Origin of the sequence: Pedobacter endophyticus, assembly GCF_015679185.1 — a bacterium.
GTDB classification, from domain to species: domain Bacteria; phylum Bacteroidota; class Bacteroidia; order Sphingobacteriales; family Sphingobacteriaceae; genus Pedobacter; species Pedobacter endophyticus.
Genome location: NZ_CP064939.1, coordinates 1,316,724 through 1,337,291 on the forward strand (window position 1 = coordinate 1,316,724; position 20,568 = coordinate 1,337,291).

General features: G+C 41.3%; 13 protein-coding genes and 2 tRNA genes. 5 read left to right on the plus strand and 10 right to left on the minus strand.

The annotated features are described in order from the left end of the window. Nucleotides 1-1,083: 1,083 nt before the first annotated feature. Nucleotides 1,084-3,381, plus strand: a complete 2,298-nt coding sequence (locus IZT61_RS05265) for an ATP-dependent helicase (RefSeq protein ID WP_196100137.1) — start codon at nucleotides 1,084-1,086, stop codon at nucleotides 3,379-3,381. Between the two features lie 707 nt (nucleotides 3,382-4,088). Next, on the plus strand, nucleotides 4,089-7,628 hold the full coding sequence (gene smc, locus IZT61_RS05270) for a chromosome segregation protein SMC (protein ID WP_196100138.1): 3,540 nt from the start codon (nucleotides 4,089-4,091) through the stop codon (nucleotides 7,626-7,628). Between the two features lie 650 nt (nucleotides 7,629-8,278). On the opposite strand, the gene IZT61_RS05275 is transcribed toward smc, so the two are convergent. Together IZT61_RS05275 and IZT61_RS05280 are read right to left on the minus strand one after the other, a co-directional pair. Beyond that, nucleotides 8,279-8,929 carry a LolA family protein gene (locus IZT61_RS05275; protein ID WP_196100139.1) on the minus strand — a complete coding sequence of 217 codons (651 nt, stop codon included), beginning with the start codon at nucleotides 8,927-8,929 and terminating at the stop codon, nucleotides 8,279-8,281. 58 nt (nucleotides 8,930-8,987) lie between these two features. Continuing rightward, entirely contained in the window at nucleotides 8,988-11,585 is a 2,598-nt protein-coding gene (locus IZT61_RS05280) for an FtsK/SpoIIIE family DNA translocase (protein WP_196100140.1), read from the minus strand. 567 nt (nucleotides 11,586-12,152) lie between these two features. Between IZT61_RS05280 and IZT61_RS05285 the strand changes: the two genes are divergently transcribed. After that, the gene (locus IZT61_RS05285; RefSeq protein ID WP_196100141.1) at nucleotides 12,153-12,806 is read left to right on the plus strand and encodes an ankyrin repeat domain-containing protein; all 654 of its coding nucleotides are present in this window, start codon (nucleotides 12,153-12,155) and stop codon (nucleotides 12,804-12,806) included. A gap of 170 nt (nucleotides 12,807-12,976) precedes the next feature. Here the strand turns inward: IZT61_RS05285 and IZT61_RS05290 are convergent, their stop codons facing one another. Then, nucleotides 12,977-13,195 carry a PspC family transcriptional regulator gene (locus IZT61_RS05290; RefSeq protein ID WP_196100142.1) on the minus strand — a complete coding sequence of 73 codons (219 nt, stop codon included), beginning with the start codon at nucleotides 13,193-13,195 and terminating at the stop codon, nucleotides 12,977-12,979. A 727-nt stretch (nucleotides 13,196-13,922) separates the two neighbouring features. Beyond that, nucleotides 13,923-15,218 carry a DUF2851 family protein gene (locus tag IZT61_RS05295; RefSeq protein WP_196100143.1) on the minus strand — a complete coding sequence of 432 codons (1,296 nt, stop codon included), beginning with the start codon at nucleotides 15,216-15,218 and terminating at the stop codon, nucleotides 13,923-13,925. Between the two features lie 215 nt (nucleotides 15,219-15,433). On the opposite strand from IZT61_RS05295, the gene IZT61_RS05300 reads away from it, so the two are divergent. Both IZT61_RS05300 and IZT61_RS05305 read left to right on the plus strand, forming a co-directional pair. Next, nucleotides 15,434-15,506 (plus strand) — tRNA-Gly (locus IZT61_RS05300). A gap of 72 nt (nucleotides 15,507-15,578) precedes the next feature. Beyond that, nucleotides 15,579-15,662, plus strand: a tRNA-Leu gene (locus IZT61_RS05305). A gap of 364 nt (nucleotides 15,663-16,026) precedes the next feature. Here IZT61_RS05305 and IZT61_RS05310 read toward each other — a convergent pair. The 6 genes from IZT61_RS05310 to IZT61_RS05335 form a co-directional block, all read right to left on the minus strand. Then, nucleotides 16,027-17,523 carry an arylsulfatase gene (locus IZT61_RS05310; RefSeq protein ID WP_230383864.1) on the minus strand — a complete coding sequence of 499 codons (1,497 nt, stop codon included), beginning with the start codon at nucleotides 17,521-17,523 and terminating at the stop codon, nucleotides 16,027-16,029. Nucleotides 17,524-17,979: 456 nt separating this feature from the next. After that, the gene (locus IZT61_RS05315) at nucleotides 17,980-18,171 is read right to left on the minus strand and encodes a hypothetical protein (RefSeq protein WP_230383865.1); all 192 of its coding nucleotides are present in this window, start codon (nucleotides 18,169-18,171) and stop codon (nucleotides 17,980-17,982) included. Between the two features lie 303 nt (nucleotides 18,172-18,474). Then, a complete protein-coding gene (locus tag IZT61_RS05320) occupies nucleotides 18,475-18,729 on the minus strand; it encodes a hypothetical protein (protein ID WP_196100144.1) in 255 nt (84 codons plus the stop codon). Between the two features lie 155 nt (nucleotides 18,730-18,884). Then, the gene (locus tag IZT61_RS05325; protein WP_196100145.1) at nucleotides 18,885-19,139 is read right to left on the minus strand and encodes a hypothetical protein; all 255 of its coding nucleotides are present in this window, start codon (nucleotides 19,137-19,139) and stop codon (nucleotides 18,885-18,887) included. A gap of 206 nt (nucleotides 19,140-19,345) precedes the next feature. After that, entirely contained in the window at nucleotides 19,346-19,543 is a 198-nt protein-coding gene (locus IZT61_RS05330; RefSeq protein ID WP_196100146.1) for a Sec-independent protein translocase subunit TatA/TatB, read from the minus strand. A gap of 527 nt (nucleotides 19,544-20,070) precedes the next feature. Beyond that, nucleotides 20,071-20,433 carry a response regulator transcription factor gene (locus tag IZT61_RS05335; RefSeq protein ID WP_196100147.1) on the minus strand — a complete coding sequence of 121 codons (363 nt, stop codon included), beginning with the start codon at nucleotides 20,431-20,433 and terminating at the stop codon, nucleotides 20,071-20,073. Nucleotides 20,434-20,568: the final 135 nt, after the last annotated feature.

The window sequence follows — 20,568 nt, forward strand, 5'->3', positions numbered from 1 at the left end:
AAACCTTTATTGCGGTTCGCAAAGGTGCATTTTTATTTTCGAAAAAGCCAATTTGGGGAGTTGGGAGTGTTGAGTTGGGAGTTGGGAGTTTGGAGTCCGAAGTCCAGAGTCCAGAGTCCGCAGTCGAAGGTCTGAGGTTTATTCTAAATAAATGAGTCGTCTTTGCGAACGAAGCGAAATGACGGTGCGTTGGGGTGAAGCAATCTTTTAGCGCAGTAAACATGAAAGGGTCTGTTCATTAAACTGTGTCAAAAAGAAAATTAATAACTTTAAACTACCTCGTCGTAGCGTCTCCAATGCTATTAAGTTAAGGATAAAACGAAAAAATATTGTCATCCTGAGCATTTCGACTACGCTCAATACAGGCTCAGTCGAAGGACAGATATTTTTCGTTTTATCCTATAGAAAGGGTCTTCGACTGAGTTTATCTTGAGCGAAGTCGAAAGGCTCAGATCCGATAGTTATCGGATGACAATTGACACAGTTTAATGAACAGACCCACGCTCTTTTCTACCTCCGAGCTACCTTTTAATACCTCCGAGCTACCTTTTAGTACCTCCGAGCTACCTTTTAATACCTACGAGCTACCTTTTTGTACCTCCGAGCTACCTTTTTGTACCTCCGAGCTACCTTTTAATACCTACGAGCTACCTTTTTGTACCTCCGAGCTACCTTTTAATACCTCCGAGCTACCTTTTTGTACCTCCGAGCTACTTTTTAGTACCTCTGAGCTACCTTTTTCTACCTCCGAGCTACCTTTTAGTACCTCAGAGCTACCTTTTTGTACCTCCGAGCTACCTTTTAATACCTCCGAGCTACCTTTTTGTACCTCCGAGCTACCTTTTAATACCTCCGAGCTACCTTTTTGTACCTCCGAGCACCAAATTGGTGCTCGGAGGTACTTTTAAATGCCCGTGGAGGCACTTTTGCCCAAAGCGAAATAATTGAGTCCGTCAGCTATTCACCGTAAAAAGTCAATGAAGCGGGTTATAAAACACACTTCAACGCCAACTAATTACCAACACCGTTCGCAAAAAGCCCTGAGAATTGTTATTTTTGAACCTCAAAAAAACAGGAGTCGACTTGGATTATTTAGAAGGATTAAACCCACAACAAAGAGCAGCAGTAGAGAACACTAAAGGGCCGGTAATGATAGTTGCGGGTGCAGGTTCGGGCAAAACGCGTGTAATTACCTATCGTGTGGCGCACCTGATTCAGACGGGAACTGACCCATTTAACATTTTGGTTTTAACCTTTACCAACAAGGCGAGTAAGGATATGCGTGAGCGTATTAGCAAGGTGGTTGGCGCTGAGGCGAAGAACATTTGGATGGGCACTTTTCACTCGGTTTTTGCGAAGATCTTACGTGTTGAGGCCGAAAAAATTGGCTATCCGAATAACTTTACCATTTACGATACGGATGATAGCAAAAGTGTAATCCGTGCAATTTTAAAAGAGCTTCAGCTAGATGATAAGCTGTATGCGCCAAACTTTGTTTACGGGCGGATTTCTTCTGCGAAGAACAACCTGATTTCGTGGGGCGAATACCAGGCAAACGACCAGATTCAGGCGGAAGACATTCAAAATAAGCGCCCGTTGATGGGCCAGATTTACGAAGCTTATGCCAAACGCTGCTTTAGGGCGGGGGCAATGGATTTCGACGATTTGCTTTTCAAAACGAACATCTTATTGAAAGAGCATCCGGAGGTTTTAAACAAATACCAGCAAAAATTCAGGTATTTAATGGTGGATGAGTATCAGGATACGAACTTTTCGCAATACACCATTGTTAAAAAACTTGCAGCCGCTTACCAAAATATTTGCGTGGTAGGCGATGATGCGCAAAGTATTTATGCGTTCCGTGGGGCGAATATTCAAAACATTCTCAATTTCGAACGCGATTATCCTGATTTAAAAGTATATAAACTGGAGCAGAACTACCGCTCTACCCAAAATATTGTGGATGCCGCAAGCAGCATCATCGCCAACAACAAAAATCAACTGGAAAAGAACGTTTTTTCGGAGAATGTTGAAGGTGATAGAATTAAGGTTTCGCGTGCGTTTACCGATAATGAAGAGGGAAAGTTGGTTGCCGAATCGATACTTCAGGAGCGTGGCCTGAAAGGTTACCAGTACCACGATTTTGCGATCCTGTACCGTACAAATGCACAAAGCAGGGCCATGGAGGAAGGCTTGCGCAAGCTGAATATTCCCTATAAAATTTATGGCGGAACCTCTTTCTACCAACGCAAGGAGATTAAGGATTTAATTGCTTATTTCCGGTTAACTTTCAACCCGAAAGACGAGGAAGCGATAAAAAGGGTAATTAATTATCCGAAACGTGGAATTGGCGATACTTCGGTGGATAAAATCATCGTTGCTGCCGATCAAAACAACGTGACGATGTGGGATGTGATATCCAATGCACATCAATATGTTGATGGCCGTTTGGCAAATCAACTGAACGATTTTGCCATGATGGTGCAGAGCTTTCAGGCAGAGGCCAAAAAGCTGGATGCCTACGATTCTGCGTTGTTTATTGCACAACACGCGGGCATTTTAAAAGAATTATACACCGATGATAGTGTTGAAGGACGTGCGAGGTACGAAAATATTCAGGAATTATTAAACGGTATAAAAGAGTTTGCCGAGCGTGAGGATATTGAGGAAAAAGGTCTTGATATTTTTATGCAGGATGTGGCGCTTTTAACCAACGATGACAAGGACGGCGATAAAAACAAGGATACGGTTTCGCTGATGACAATTCACTCGGCCAAGGGTTTGGAGTTCAAAAACGTATTTATTGTTGGTTTGGAAGAGAACCTGTTCCCGTCGCAGATGTCGGTTAACTCGCGTTCCGATTTGGAAGAAGAGCGTCGTTTGTTTTACGTGGCCATTACGCGTGCGGAGATAAAATTAACGATTACCTACGCTACTTCTCGTTACCGTTGGGGAACGTTAACCAATTGTGAGCCTAGTCGTTTCATCAATGAGATCAATCCAAGATTTTTAGAATTAGACGTCAAACCCGCCAAAAGCAATGTTTTTGAGGGGAATTTCGATGATGAGCGCAAAACCTGGACTTCGCAACCGCGTGATTTTTTTAGTAAGCCCAAGCCTGCAGGCACAACCTCTACCCCACCCGTTCGCCCGAAAACAACTTCGTTACTGGCCAAAGCGCACGTTCCGTCGCCCGGCTTTGCACCATCGCAGCCGCACGAGTTTCAAGGGGGTATGGAAGTAGAGCACGAAAAGTTTGGCTTCGGCAAAATTATCAGTTTAGAAGGCACTCTGCCCGATGTAAAAGCAACCGTGTTTTTTCAAGGATTGGGCAATAAGCAACTATTGCTAAAGTTTGCGAAGCTGATGATTGTAAAGTAATCCTCACCCAAGCCTCACCCTATCAACGTATGTGAGTGTTGCTCTAAAGTGCCAGTCCCTCTCCGGGAGAGAGGGAAACAAAGAGCCTCACCCTATCAACGTATGTGAGTGTTGCTCCAAAGTGCGAGTCCCTCTCCGGGAGAGAGGGAAACAAAGAGCCTCACCCTATCAACGTATGTGAGTGTTGCTCTAAAGTGCCAGTCCCTCTCCGGGAGAGAGGGAAACAAAGAGCCTCACCCTAACAACGTATGTGAGTGTTGCTCTAAAGTGCGAGTCCCTCTCCGGGAGAGAGGGAAACAACGGTAAAGTGGTTTGAACCTTAAATCCGAGCAGTGTTGTAAAAAGCGAATTTAACCTTTGGGTTTTGAGTACTGTCCCAAAAACCCTCTCTTCAAGGAGAGGGCCGCTACCAATTTGCCTTACCACTAGCTTTCAAAGGGTGAGGTATTTTACCCACCGAGCCCCAAAAACCCTCTCTTCAAGGAGAGGGCCGCTACCAATTTGCCTTACCACCACCTTTCGTAGGGAGAGGTATTTTACCCACCGAGCCCCAAAAACCCTCTCTTCAAGGAGAGGGCCGCTACCAATTTGCCTTACCACTAGCTTTTCAAAGGGTGAGGCTTTTTCATAGGGAGAGGTTGGGTGGGGCTCTTGAAAAACCCCAAAATTATGATTATTATTGGCCTCCGTTTTCCCGGACTCAAACCATGCAACTCACTAAGTTAGAAATTAAAGGATTTAAAAGCTTTGGCGACAAAGTGACCATCAATTTTAATGAGGGAGTTACGGCTATTGTAGGCCCGAACGGTTGCGGAAAATCGAACGTAATTGATGCTATGCGCTGGGTTTTGGGCGAACAGAGCACCAAAGCGTTGCGCTCTGAAAAGATGGAAAACATCATTTTCAATGGCACAAAAAACCGCAAGCAAGCACAGCTGGCCGAAGTGTCTCTAAGCTTCGATAACACTAAAAACATACTTCCAACAGCCTATTCGCAGGTTACCGTTACGCGAAAACTGTACCGAAATGGCGATAGCGAATACCGCTTAAACGACGTTCAATGTCGCTTAAAAGATATTACCGACTTATTTTTAGATACGGGAATTGGCTCGGACAGCTATTCGATTATCGAGTTGAAAATGGTTGATGAAATCATTACCAACAAAGAGCACAGTCGCCGTTCGTTGTTTGAAGAGGCTTCGGGAATTTCGAAGTACAAGCTCCGTAAGCGCCAAACATTTAATAAGCTAAAAGACACTGAAGGGGATTTAGAACGCGTTGAAGATTTACTTTTCGAGATTGAAAAGAATCTAAAAACGCTTGAAAACCAAGCCCGTAAGGCCGAGCGGTATTACAAGTTAAAAGAGCAATATCGCGAGTTGAGCGTTCAATTGGCCACTCATCGCATTGCATTTTTCCGTACCGATTTAAATGCGCTTGAAGCTCAGGAACAACATCAACAGGTTTTAAGAACCGAGCTGAGCACTAAAATAGATACCCAAGAAGCTGAACTGCAAAAATTAAAGCTTGGCAGCATTAATCAGGAAAAAAATCTCTCCGTTCAGCAAAAAGCTACGAATGAACTGGTTTCAAAAATCAGGGCTTACGAAAGTGAGAAGAAAGTGAAGAACGAACAAATGCGTTTCTTACAAGAAAAGGAAACTCGTTTGGCCGGAGAGCTGGAAAAGGATAAAAACCAAATCAATCACATTAAATACAACATCAAGCGTTTAAACGAAGAGGTTTTAACGGAAACAGAAGTTTTTAACAAGCTAGAATCGGACCTGAAACTTTTGAAATCTTCGCTTGACACCCTCCGTGAGCAGCAGCAAACTGAAAAAAACCGGATCGATAACTTGGTGAAATCGGTTAGCGATCTGCAAAATCAGGTTTACCAATCTCAAAAGGAAATTGACATTCTAAATATTCAAAAGGATGCCTTGGTACAAGAAACCAATAGAAATGTTGATGATACGGAAACCAAAACGTTAGAATTAAAGGCTTTTGACCATGCTTTGGCCGAGCTCGATATTCAGGTTGCAGAAAAGCAAAGCTCCATTAAGCAACTGAAAGAGGCCGAGGAGGTGCTGAAAGAAAAACTGGCGCAATCCGAAATCAACTTAAGCTCGAATAAGGAAAAACTAACGGCCGAAAACCGAAAAAAGGATGCCAAGCAGAACGAATATAACCTGACGAAATCACTTGTAGATAGTTTAGAGGGCTTTCCCGAATCGATTCGCTTCCTTAAAAAGAACACTGCCTTTGCCAAAAGCGCCTTGCTCCTGTCTGATATTCTTTTCTGTAACGAAGATTACCGAATTGCCATAGAAAATTACCTCGAGCCTGTAATGAACCATTATGTGGTTGAAAAATATGCCGATGCCGTACAGGCAATCAATTTACTTACAGATGCCAGTCGCGGGCGGGCCAACTTTTTTATTTTAGAGCATATTCCCGATAAAACCCCTACGCTAGGCGATCATGAAGGATTGGTTTCAGCTTTATCAGTTACCGAGGTTGATAAAAAGTATCAGCACCTTTGCAACCTCCTTTTGCAAAACGTGTATATTGCCGTTGCAGAGCAGGAAAGTATCTTTAAGGTTAGCCCGACTGAAAGCATTACCATTTTGGCCAAAAACGGCAAGTATGCACAAACCAAATTTACTTTGGCAGGCGGTTCAGTAGGTTTGTTTGAGGGAAAGCGCATTGGTCGTGCTAAAAATTTAGAGAATTTAGCCAAAGAGATCAAGGCATCAGAAGCGCTGATTAATCAATATAATGCCGCAATTACAACTGAAACGGATACTATCTTTAACCTGAAGGAAGCCTCAAAAGTTAATCAGATTAATACGCTGCAACAGGAATTGAACCGATTGAGCAATGAGCAAATTTCTGTACAAACACGTCGCGATCAATATCAGGAGTTTATTACCACAAGCGAAAACCGAAAAACCGATATTGCTCAAAAAATCGTGTCGATAGAAAAGTCGCTTTCCGAAAAGTTGCCCGCTTTGGTCGACTTGCAGAAAAGGCAACAACAAGACCACGTAAACCTGCAAGAGCAGCAACTCAATTATCAGGAACTTGCTGATCAGGTTAATGATTCTGCTGGAAAATACAATCAAGATAATATCCGTTTTCACCAACAGCAAAATAAGCTTTCGGGCTTAGAAAAAGATCTCGATTATCGCTTTGTACAGGAGGAGGCACTAAATAAACGAATTGCCCAAAACGAAAAAGAGTTGCAGGGAACGCTTGCACAAATTACCGAGACGTTACAGCATACCGATTTAAGCGACGATACGCTTCTCGAAATGTATCAGCAACGAGAGGAAATGGAAAAGGCGCTTGCAGAAGCCGAAAAGGCATATTTTGAAAGCAAGGGTAACATTAACGAGGTTGAAAACAACCTGACCACTATCCGTAAAAACCGTGAGGAAACCGATTTCCTTTTAACTGAGATTAAGGATAAGAAAAACGCCCTAAAAATAGATTTAAACTCGCTGAAAGAGCGTTTGGCTGTGGAGTTTAACATTGATATCAACGATCTTTTAGAGACGGAAACAGAAACTGAGGCTTTGGAAAGTGAATTTGAGATCCGCCAGAAAGTTGAAAAAATGAAACGCCAACTGGATGAGTTTGGCGCCATTAACTCGATGGCAATGGAGGCCTTTAAAGAAATGGAAGAACGTTACACGTTTATCCAAAACCAGAAAAAAGATCTCAATGCAGCTAAAACCGATCTTTTGCAAACGATAAAGGAAATCGACGATACAGCCAGAGAAAAGTTTATGCAGGCGTTTACACAAGCCCGTGAACATTTTATCGTCGTTTTCCGTTCGCTGTTTAACGAGGAAGACAGCTGCGACTTGATTTTGTCTGACGTAAACAATCCGTTGGAGGCCGATATCGACATTATTGCCCGTCCGAAAGGCAAAAGGCCCTTATCGATAAACCAATTATCGGGTGGCGAAAAAACGTTGACGGCTACTGCCCTGCTGTTTTCGCTCTATCTTTTAAAACCCGCACCATTTTGTATCTTCGATGAGGTTGATGCACCATTGGATGATACGAACATCGATAAGTTTAATAACATCATCCGCAAGTTCTCCGACCAGTCGCAGTTTATTATCGTATCTCACAACAAACGTACTATTGCAAGCACCGACATTATTTATGGTGTTACCATGGTTGAGCAAGGCGTTTCGAGGGTTGTAGCGGTAGATTTGAGGGAAGTAGCGGCGTAGAGGTGAAAGCGGAAAGACTAAAGACTAAAGCGGAAAGGCAAAAGCTGAAAGATTAAAGCGGAAAGACTACAGCATTTTGCTTGTGTACGTCCTGCCTCTCATTATACTGTCATCCTGAGTGCAACGCTTGTCCCGAACCTACGGGGAAGGACCTGCAGCCTATTTGCACAACGCTATAATATTACCACACACATTCGCAATCTAGGTTTGTACTTTATTAAAGTTAGCATTTCATCGCCTAGGGATTCTTCGCTATGCTACCATTGACGTTTTTCAAAAGCAATAAAAAAATCGTCCTTTCGACCGAAGTGGAGAAATCTTTGAACCGTGGATATAGATTTCTCGGCTGCGCTCGAAATGACGACGTTTTCTAGGAGTTTTCTCTAAAAAGCACCGTCATTCATATCGATTTTTATGCAATAGCTTAAAAATCAGCATGACAAAACCAGTGCTGTCATTAGTAACGACTGGCGAGCTCATTGAGAGTTACTAAGCCCTCCCTTTTTGGAGGGTTGGGTGGGGCTCACAAAAAAAAGGTTCAACTATCACTAGCTGAACCTTTTTATCACTCCTAGGCGAAAAGCAGCCTATAAATTATTTGGCATTGGCGAATCGCTAAGCCCTCCCCTCTGGGGAGGGTTGGGTGGGGCTTACCTTAAATCTACCACTTCAACACCTGGATATTTCTTTGCATCGAAAGCAAATGTAGTTTCTGGTACTTTTACATTTGGCGAAAAGGTTTTCACGTTGTAAGTGTACTTATTTCCGTTTTTATCAAATAAAACAACGTTTGCAATTTGCTTAGCTGCCTTATCAATGCTTAAACGTACTTTAAAGATCGATTTTTTCGCATCAACTGGCGTCAAATCAATCATTTGATAGGTTTTACTACCAACTTTTTGTTCGCCTGTATAAATGTATTTGAAGCCTTTCTCGTAAACAGTAAAAATTTTGGCTGGGTTTATTGCATCGCCGCTATTATCTACATTACTTACCTGAACTTCTTTATCTTTTTTAAGGTATGTCCATTGGCTTTTACCATCGCTAAACAACTCTTGGTTGGTCATGGCCACTTTATATTTATTCGAGTTGGCCTTAACGTACAAGGTTCCTTGTTGCGTTTCCTTCACCTTAGCCTTTGGATTTTCTAAGGTAAAAGTGAAATCTGTCTTTACAATATTGTACGATTTGTATTTTTTACTTACTTCCGCTAAAATTGCTTTAGCCTTTGCATCAGTTTGAGCATAAGTTGAAGTTGTGAAAGCCACAACAACCATTAATGCCGAAATTAGTTTTTTCATCTTGTGTTTTTTAATTGTCTCTTGAACATTAGATTAGATTTTTTAGTATTGGTTTAATCTAGTCCTTGTCATCCATACCATTCAAGAACTGTTCCAAAGAATATTCATCGGGATACAAAACCTCGCGGGCCTTGCTTCCCTCAAACGGACCCACGATACCTGCAGCCTCTAATTGATCGATAATTCTTCCGGCACGATTATACCCGAGCTTCAATTTGCGCTGGATAAGCGATGTAGATCCCTGTTGGTGCATTACAATTAACCTTGCAGCATCTTCAAAGAATTTATCACGCTCATTCGGGTCAAAATCAGCCTTACTTCCCTCGCCGGCCTCGTCAATATATTCTGGCAGCTGATAAGCATCGGCATAACCGCGTTGGTTACCGATAAACTCCGAAATCCGATCAACCTCTGGTGTATCAACGAAAGCACACTGTAGCCTGATTAAGTCGCTTCCGGTTGATAACAGCATGTCACCGCGACCAATCAACTGGTCTGCACCGCCGCTATCCAAGATGGTTCTCGAGTCAATTTTCGACAACACCCTAAACGCTAACCTCGCCGGGAAATTCGCCTTGATTGTACCTGTAATAATGTTAACTGACGGACGCTGCGTGGCCAAAACAAGGTGGATTCCGATGGCACGGGCCAGCTGCGCTAAACGGGCAATTGGCGCCTCAACTTCTTTACCAGCCGTCATCATCAAATCGGCAAACTCATCAACCACAAGCACTATAAAAGGCAAAAAGCGATGGCCGTTGTTGGGGTTTAACTTGCGTTTGATAAACTTATCGTTATACTCTTTTAAATTCCTAACCTGTGCATCTTTTAACAAATCGTAACGTTGATCCATTTCGATACAAAGTGAGTTTAATGTATTTACCACTTTTTTAGTATCGGTAATAATGGCATCGGCCTCACACGGAAGCTTCGCCAAAAAGTGTCGCTCAATGCGGTTAAATAAAGTTAGCTCCACTTTTTTAGGATCGACCAGTACAAACTTTAATTGCGCTGGATGCTTCTTAAATAATAGCGAAACCAAAATAGAGTTGATACCAACGGATTTACCTTGCCCCGTGGCACCCGCAACCAGCAAGTGAGGCATTTTGGCCAAATCGGCAATGAAAACCTCATTGCTTATGGTTTTTCCCAGGGCAATAGGAAGGTCCATAGCGTTCGAAGTCCACTTCTCGGTGTTTAAAATGCTACGCATCGGCACCATTTCGGGGTGTTGATTTGGCACTTCGATACCAATGGTTCCCTTTCCGGGCATTGGGGCTATAATACGAATACCCAAGGCCGCCAATGAAAGCGCAATGTCATCTTCAAGATTTTTGATCTTCGAAATCCTTACACCCGGTGCAGGGATAATTTCATAGAGCGTTACGGTTGGCCCAATGGTAGCTTTTATCTTATCGATTTCAATATTGTAATGATTCAGTGTTTCTACAATTTTGTTTTTATTGGCTTCCAGTTCTTCGGCATTTACCGATATTTTGTTGGTTCCGTAATTTTCTAATAAATCTACCGTAGGGTATTTATATCCCGATAAATCGAGTTTTTCATCGTAATTACCAAACTGCTCAACCAAATCATCCGATTTTTTTTCCTCTTCGGTTTTTTCTATTGTAAAGGCCGGTTCTTTTTCTTCTTCAATTGTTGGCTCAACCGTTAAAGGCATGCTTGCAGCCGGAGAAGCAGCTAGCGGAAGGTTTGTGGCCATGGGCGATAAGACAACCGGAGGAACAACTTCTTCTTTTTCTTCGCTTTCTTCGAACCGATTTGGCCGCAGCACCACATTTTGAACTTTACGTTCGCTAGTTGCAGGCTGCTTTCCCCTATCAGCAAATTCAACCGGTTCAGCGCCATCCTCGGCTTCCCTGTTTTGCGAAAACTTTTCTCTAACCTCGTTTACATAATCGGGAGTTTCATTATCCAGATATACTTCTTTCTGCTTGCGCTCGGGCAGTTTAAAATCGATATTATAGGCAATAATCAAAATGGTTAGCCCAGCGAAGGCAATTAATCCGGCCACTCCTGCTGCGCCAATCTGTGCACTTAATAACTTGTTGCTCCAATAACCAAATTCGCCCTCAACATAATGCGGCGATTCTGCCCAGAAACTGTGGGCAAAGCCGAACGTTAACGAAAGAAAAAGTAAAAAGAAAAAGCTATAGCCTAAAGTTTTTGAGATCGAAAGGATTTTAACCTTAAATAATAAGCGGTAACCGATTATAAAAAAGGCCAGTACAAACAAAAACGACGCAACGCCAAACCACTCGTATATAAATTGGTGAGAAAGTAAGGCCCCGAATTTGCCAAGCCAGTTCTGAACAACGGGCGTAGTTACTCCGGCATCTTTTAACTCCTCGGCCGTTTTAAATAAGTTTCCCCATCCGCCGTTTGCATCTACCACATAACTCTGGTCATCTTGCCAGGTGAATAAGTAAGAGGTAAAAGCAATTAAAAAATAAAGTGAAAGAATGATAAAGAACAAACCCGCAATTTTCACCGCACGTCCATCTTGTAAGTCGAAAGTAGGTAAATATTCACTCCTTTCTTTCGGCCGGCGACTTGATGATGCTCTCCCTGAGGCAGTTTCTGATCCTTTATCTCTGAATGTGTTGGTTTTAAATTGGTTTCCCCTTACCGCCATTTTCTATCGTAATAATTATAAAGAACAAACTTAGATAAAACTGCGCAGCATTTATGAAAGCGTTATAAAAAAAATGCAATCTATGCTTTGGTTGCGATGCAACCCGATACGGAACCTTCCCTTTTGTATAATCAACTAACGGCGGCCATTAAATCTAAGTGTATCTTTGGTGTACTTTTTAAATCTGCTTTCAAATTAATAAAAATTCTTCAGCCGCGGGTTAAACCATCAGGAAAAAATGCAGTCTATCACTATACAACACACAAGTTGTACGTTTTGTAATGAAACGGATTTTGTTTTAGGTTTATCCCGTTTTGCCTGGAGAGGTTAAACGGGATTTTTTTTGGTTTAAACGACATGTCTTAGGGATAACCGCCTTTGCGGGGTCGATTTGAGCTAGCCGACCTGTGCCGATTTCTCCTGCCGTGTGAACACCACCCCTTTCTTGGGTCGTCATTCCCGCGCAGAGAGGCTACTTTGTAGCGAGGCTGGATACGTGCTTGAATATTTCGAACTTTATTATTTTTTTTGTTAATTTAAGTCGATTATTGAAATAAAATTCGGCATATGAGTATTGCGCAACTCGAACAACAAATTGAAGAAGGAAATTTACAAGCAGTAAAGGAGCTTTTAATGGAGGCGCCGCAGCTGGCAAATGTTAAAACCTCGCATCATATTTCGCCACTGTTATTGGCTTGTTATTATAAAAAGCGAGAAATTGCCGATTTAATAGCTGAATATGCCCAAGATCTCACTTTGTTTGAGGCTTGTGCCGCTGGCAAGTTTGATGTTGCAAGCCTACTCATTTTTCAAAGCCCGAAGTGCATCAACGATTTTTCGGAAGACGGCTTTACGCCGCTGGGTTTAGCCTGTTATTTCGGGCACGAGGATTTGACAAGATTTTTAATATTGAAGGGTGCTGACGTCAATCTTGCTTCTAAAAATGGGTTTAACGTATTTCCTATCCATTCTGCCGTCGCTGCCAACAGCCTCGCCATTACCAAAACACTGCTTGATGCCGGTGCTTACCCTAATGTTTGCCAAAAAGCGGGCCTGGCGCCATTGCATACCGCGGCACAATTAGGAAACATCGAATTAATAATTTTATTGTTAGAACATGGCGCAGAAGTAGGTTTGCGCATGGAAGGCGGAAAGTTACCTGCTGACTTAGCAGCAGAAAAGGGTTTCAATGAAATCGCAGCAATTCTCAGGGAAGATTGATCAGATTTCAGTTCTCAGATCTCAGTTTTCAGTGTTAACTGTTTACTGCTAATTGGTAACTGAGGATTGCCAACTGTTAACTGCCAACTGTTAACTGCCAACTGTCCATTGCTAATTGGTAACTGAGAATTGCCAACTGTGAACCGTAAACTCCTAATTGCTAACTGAGATCATTCCCAAATCCTCAACCTCATCCTTTTCATATACGTTCTGATATCCAGCACAACGGCGGCCAGAAAATAGAACAATATCGGAAATCCAACCGCGAGAAACGAGGAGTAAATAAAGAACAAGCGTACTTTTGCCGTGCTCATATTTAACTTGCTTGCTAAATAAGTAGAGACCCCAAAACTCTGCTGTTCGAAATAAGTAATTACTTTCTGAAACATCTTGCTTGTTTTAATCTTCGGTAACGCCCAACAATTTTTATGCCTTTTTTACGAAGCTTTATTTAAATCGAATATACAAATTAAAAACAAAAAAAGGTTACAACAATCGCTGTTGTAACCTTTATCTAAATTAACGCTCTCAATCTTATGATTGATGCAAGGCTCTCACCCCTTGCAGTGGCAAATATATAATTTATTTAGACATTTACCACTTTTTTACAAAAAAAATTATTAATATCGACAAACGAATTACCACTCAGCTATTCGATACAAAAGATAATGATCTGTTTCTGTACTACAATGATCGTTCTCTGGTTTCGAAGTTTTCGGTTGAGGGGCTTAGGTTAACTGAACTATTTCGTCCCAAATGATTTAATTAAAGTTAATCTGGCACGCCTCTCTTTGAGGCGTGTTTTTTTTTAAAAAAAAAGCAAATAGATGCCATGTCAAAACTTTTTGCAACCCATTTTCCAGTTTACGCCGATTTTTTGTACTTACTAAAACGTCGGCTTAATAAATGGACTATATACTGGTTAAGAAGCCTTTTTTTAAGACAGCCTCTCTCCGTTTTTAATCTAAATCGTCCCGTTAATTTATTTCGTCTGCAAAGATAGCGTTGCACAGGTGAGAAAAAAGTTTACACCGCCGCTGCCCGTCCTTTTATGATATAAGTCAACAAGTATTAGTTTGTCTTCCGTTTAACAGGCTAGCGGCAGAGTAGCTGGTTTTAGTGGTGATTAGACGATGAGCGCAAAATCTTCACGCCTACCCCGCACGAGAGGCATTTTTTCTCATCACAATATTGCTTTTTCAGCTGCAATACACCCTGAGAACCAAAGGCATTGTCTATTTTAACACCCGCTCCGGTAAACCTTTCAATAATTGCATTTTGTTCGGCCGGTAATGTTTCTAACAGTTTTATTGCGCTGTTGATGTAAGATTGTGTAGCCGTATGTTTTCCGTAGGCGAACAAAAATAATGCGACCGTATTTAAAAGCACGTTGTTTATAGATGTTTTTCCGAACTGTATACTTACAGCAGCTGCTTGTTTCTTAAAATGATAATGTGTTTTCCAATAGTCGTTTACGGGAAGGCCCTCGAAAAGCATTCGCAGTTTTGAAACATCGGTAATTGCCATTATTTTGGAGAACAGATGATTTGCCTTTATGATTAATGCAGCAAACTGGGCCAAACGAAGTGTCGGAAAATTTTGCGGACGCATCCGCATGAACTTCCACATCGTGGCGTCGATTGGCTTGATATTGTATTTTTTTTGAAGAAACTGAAATTCTGCTTTTAATTGCTTTGGATACGCTTCGGTAAACTCATCGTTCAGAAAGCCTGATGCGCCAAATACCAGCGCCTCAATTAGCAATGGGTTATCTTTGTGCTTCGCATAAATTTGCTGTGGCACCGCCTTTGCGAAAGCCTCAAACGGAAATGCATTAACCTTAAATCCGAAATTGCGTGCCAGAAAGCGATAAAACGTTTCGTCCCAATTGCCATTCAAATTGTTGAGCATCTCGATAACGGCTCCCGTTTTCTGCTCAAACCGCTCCACCAGCGTCCTCGAAAGAACGGCATCAACAACCAACTGATCTACCTCGCGAATTTGATTGATGCAAGGAAAATCGGTAAGCGTTAAAAACAAACGTTCGTACCTTGTAATTAGCTCAGTTGAGATTCTGTTCTTTAGTTCCAAAACAGGCAATGTGGTTCCATCTTTCCGTTTGATCGGCACATCATTTTCATAAACCACGTGCAAAACCACGCTATTGTAGGCGTCATCAATTTGATGATGATGCTTTAACCAATCTGACGACTTAATGTGGATCTCGACGTTACCAACCCAAATTGTGCCATCAAGCTGTATTTTGGCGTTGCTGAAATCAGGTCCGGCATTTGCGTTGAGAAAACCCTGATGAATGATTTTTAAGTTTTCTGATGCTGCTGTTTTTAGCTCAGCGCTATCAAAAGACCTGAAACGCCACACATAATGAAGAAAGTTCTCTGAGAAATCCATTATTGAAGTTAATAAATATTCCTAAAAGTTTTAACTATATTCCTATTTTTAAATCGCTGAAAATCTGTTGTTAATGGATAATTGATCGTTAGACCTGATTAAAAGCACGGATTAGAATCATTGATACACCAAAAAATTTTAAATTATTTTTGAAAGAAAGGTTTATATTTCTATATTTGCAACCCCAAAGGGAATACAGCGATTGTATTAATCATGCGAAAGTAGCTCAGTTGGTAGAGCACGACCTTGCCAAGGTCGGGGTCGCGAGTTCGAATCTCGTCTTTCGCTCTAAATGCCTTTCCTACCGAAAGGCATTTATTTTAAGACATTAATCAAACGGGTTTATCCGGATTGACTAATGCTCGGGTGGTGGAACTGGTAGACACGCAGGACTTAAAATCCTGTGCTTTCAAAGGCGTGCGGGTTCGATTCCCGCCCCGAGTACAAATGGGAGTTGCTCCCAACAAAAAAAAAGGGTTGCTCCAAACGAGCAACCCTTTTTCATTGGCGCTAAGTATCTTTAAAACACACATTGACTGCGCTGTTGGAGTGCCCGTTAGATAAGTGTAGTGTATCTTTTTGCTTAATCCTTTTGTTTTATGATGGCTGTGGCTGTAGTCGAGATCGAATGCATAGCTAAAGATAACATTTAGTTTATCTTGTTTCCTGGCTAGGCATAAGTTAGCTTAGCGGCACATTAAAACGATTAATAGTCAAATCTTCAGTGGTTAGATAGGGTTGTAAATGGGTTGATGGTATCAAATTACAGCACCAGGCTCAATCAAAATCAGATCGCATTTAAGGTGATTTAATTTTTTTTCATTTTGCTTTCGAGAAACTCCCACTCGTTGATATGTGAAACCTGATGTTCCTTTTTAACAATTTCGTCGAAACGCTTAGCGAGTTCCGGGTGTTGCGATGAGAGGTCTTCTGTTTCATTTCGGTCGTTTTTAAGGTTAAAAATCATCCACGGATTATTTAAATCCTTCCACAAGTTCAACCTCACGCCTTTCCAATTACCCATTCTAATGGCGAGCTGACCGCCTTTTTCGGGATATTCCCAGTAAATATATTCTCGTTGTTGCTGTTTCTCGTTTTTGCCGAGAAGCGTTGGCAGCAACGAAATTCCATCAGTATTATTGGTTTCAACGCCCGCTATTTCGGCAAAGGTTGCCATCATATCAAACTGCACGGAAATGAAATCGCTGGTGGTGTTTGCAGGAATTTTTCCGGGCCATCTGGCTATAAACGGCTCTCTGATTCCTCCTTCGAAAACATCCATCTTTAAGCCTTTCATACCATCAACGCTGTTAAAAAATTTTGCATTTACACCACCATTAAATGTGGTTCCGTTATCGCTCGAGAACATAATAATCGTATCGTTATCCAAACCGAGTTTCTTAATTTCGGCCATAATGATTCCAATCTGCTCATCGAGATAGGTAATCATGGCGGCATAGGTTGAATACGGATATTTTGCAGGGGCATAGCCTTGCTGGCCATAGTATGGCTGCTCTTTAAATTGCCCTACGTATTTGTTAGTATAAGCGTCTGGAACCTGTAAAGACACGTGCGGGATGTTGTAGGGCATGTATAAAAAGAAAGGCTTTTTACCTTGTTTGTTAATAAATTGAATGGCTTTTTTAGTGATCATATCCTGCGAATAGGTGCGTCCTTTATAATATTCGAAGTCTTTATCGGTAGCGTTGGTAGAATCCAGGGGCCTATGTACATTAATATAAGGGTTATCGAGGCTAACTTTGAGATCATTTTCCCAAAGGTGAGAGGGATAAAAATTGTGTGCCTGTTTTTGATCGAGATACCCGTAATAGTAATCGAAGCCCTGCTTTAGTGGAGAACCTGTTGAGTTATTCATTCCCAAGCCCCATTTTCCGGTAAGTGCACTAACATAGCCCGCTTTTTTCAGCATGACTGGAATGGTAAATGTTCTTTCGGGCAATGGCATTTGCCCGCCCTCTAAACTATCGGGAAAACCCCCCATTTCGTAATTGCCACGGATGTAGGAATGACCACCATGCTTCCCAGTCATCAGCATACAACGGGCAGGTGCGCAAACGGGCGTAGCGGTATAATGTTGCGTAAACTTCATGCCTTCCTTAGCCAGCTTGTCCAGGTTTGGTGTCCTGATTTTCTTTTGTCCATAAGGGCCAGTTTCTGCGTAACCCAAATCATCTGCATAAATATAAATAATGTTGGGCAGTCGCTTTGGGTGCAGGTTTTGCGCATATCCTTTTAAAGAGACAATGAGCAGGCAAAGAATTATCTTTAAGATTGTTTTCATCATTTAATTTTAACTATAAACCGCAAGCAGCAGAAAGATATACTGAGCTGAAACTCAATGAAACGCCGATGGGATGCACAGCCGCTGTAATTCAATATTTTGTCATGCTGAGGCAACTGCCTGTCCCGAGTTCTCCTATCGTGTGGGCACATTTTCTTCAGTAGGTCGTCATTCCTGCGCAGACGGGAATCCTAATGCAACTGATCCGTTTTTGTGCATTAGGATCCCGAGTTAAGCTGAGGATAACGACCGTTTGATATTACATTTTTAAAGTCTAGTGTTCATCGAGACGGATTAGTTCCACTGGCTCCCCATCTGAAATTACGGTGTAACCATCCATGCACATGTATATGCCTGGCCAAATTACTAAATAGCATATCACTTAAGTATGCAGGAAAAACAAAGCTGCAAAGACGGTTTCGGAATTGCTCAGGTGCGATAAGCAGCAAAAGATTGGATTTAGCCTGCTTTTAAAGTTAGGAATTCAACTAAGTGTTGCTCCAGTAATTCGGTGTCGTACGTTCCCTCAATAGTATGATCTGTAAGCTCAAGGTTATCCTCTCCTACAATAATTGTATAGGCATTGCCATCAATAATTTCTGGGAAGCTGATGTTGACAATGTCAGCAACATGTGCAAACTCAACCGCCAAATTACTCCTAAGCTGATCGTTTATGTAAGGTGGAAATTCTGCTTTTAAAAGGTCAAATAAATCTTGTGCGCTTAATGGTTGTACGTTGTTTATAGAAATCCTATATTTGGTTTTGTGATAATTTACTAATAATAGTGCACAAATTCAAATTATTCTCATAACAAATATTGAGCTATCCAATTATGTTTTCTCATTTGATCTATTATAACGACAACCGGCATTAAGCTCTGACCGAAACTTAACACCAGCCAAAGATCATGCAATAACTACTGCGGTAATACAATGCCATTTAACAACACTGCACTATTCACTGCTTTTTTTAACATCCTCTCCATCTTCGTAGGTTTTCTCTCCATTTTCGTCTTCGTGTACGATGAGCGAATTTGGAGCGGCAGACGGAGGGTTCGAGCCTGTTCCGGTGGTTTTAGGCAGCGATTGGTTATTATCATCGTCGTTGCTTATTGCCGTATTGCCAAGGGCTTGTTGAGTCAGTTTTTCCTGATCCTCTGGTAAATTAACATCTTCCAAAGGCGATTTATCATTATCATTATCCATCATATTCTTTTAGTGATAACAATATGGACGGGCGCAAGGTTTCGAAAATATATTAATTGATCGCTCCAACTACAGCAAATTACCCTAAATTGTTAACATTGCTCCCCTGCCTACCAACCAAATAAAAAAGGCCTTCTTATTAAGAAAGCCTCGTTCATTTAATTCTGTAAAATCTGATAGTTTACATTTACTCTTTTCGGATAATTGCTTTCCTCAAAGTTTAAGGAAATAAAGGCGGCATTTTGATGTACGCCATTTTTCAATGCATGTTCAAAATGAGTCTGAAACTGCTTTTGAAAATCTTCGGCGTAATGGTGCTTCGTTTCGGCCAATAAGTTCCGATCGCTTAAATTTTCCGGTAATAAAGTGATATCACAATTTCCTTCACTTATTTCTTTAACTAAGTATTTCATTGTTCTTTATCGTTCTCCCTTCAAAATATAATCAGGAAAACTTTGTCAAAAGTAGGCGAATACCATATTCGCTATGTAATCTAAAAGTTAATTTTAAATTGCTACTATCAACGTGCTGAAAGCCAGAACAAAACAAATAAAAAACCCCGGCATAAATGCTGGGGCTTAACGTTTTTCTATCAGTTGGTATTGTTATTTGTGGCAAACTACGGCTGTACCTTTACTTCTTTTTGAACCGGAGTATCGTCTATTCCTTCCTGTCCGTTCTTAAATTCCTTAATTCCCTTACCAAGTCCTTTCATCAATTCCGGAATTTTCTTCCCGCCAAATAATAGCACAATAGCGATCACAAGAATGATCATCTCCGGTCCGCCAAGTATAGCTGCAGTTGTTGTGTTTAACATTTCCTTTAGTTTAAGTGTTAAGTAATCTTATCGATTACAAAAAGATATACGGCAGATCCGCGTCAACGGTTTTTTACCAGCCATTATTTATTTTAATTAAGGAGTTGCCAACATAGCGACACAATTTTATGTAACCCAAGTTTACCAAGATTTTTATGAAGCGCAGGGTCTTTATTTCTTAGGTAAGGCTTAGTTGCCGTGCCAATGGTACTCCCTTGGAGCCAATGCTGCAATCTTTTGGTGCATGTTAACCAAACGCCTAAGCAGTCCGCCAATAATTACGTCATTCATAATGATTTTTATGCAATAAATTACACCTACCATTGACGTTTTTATGCACTTCGCTCTTTTATAAGCCTCTACATGAACGGCCGTCATCCTCAGCTTGACTGGGGATCTTAATGCTACAGCTTTAAGATTCCCGCCTGCGCGGGAATGACGACGGCCTTAAAACGTCCTTCATATTGATTTTTTGCTAAAAATTACAACTCGGGATGGCAAACTGCTTTTGAGCGATTCCAACTATATTAATCTTTCAGCTGCCGATCTACCCTTTTAAGCAGATCATAAATATCAAATGGTTTCGAAATAAAATCCTGGGCCTTGCATCCGTTTTTTACGTCGCTTAGTGCGGCATGTGCGCTCATCATCAGTACCGGCACATTTTCTGTCCGGGCCGACGATTTAAGTAAATCGCATACATCCATTCCACTGCCATCCGGCAACATTACGTCCAAAAGAAACAAATCGGGAATAACATTCCTGGCGTTAACCATAAAGTCGGCGATGTTTGAAAAGCCCGCCACTTCGTAATTCTCTTCACTAAGTAAAAATTCAATGATTTCTCTGATCCCTTGATCATCCTCTAACACACAAACCCTTTTTCCCATTTCAATGCTATTTACTTTTCTAATTTTATTTTAATGTTATTCTATTAACTATTAAGCTTTTAAATTGTTTTAAGATAATGATTCGACTTGCAATTATAGCTTTAAGGAATATTGCAGCGCTTTTGATAGTGGTAA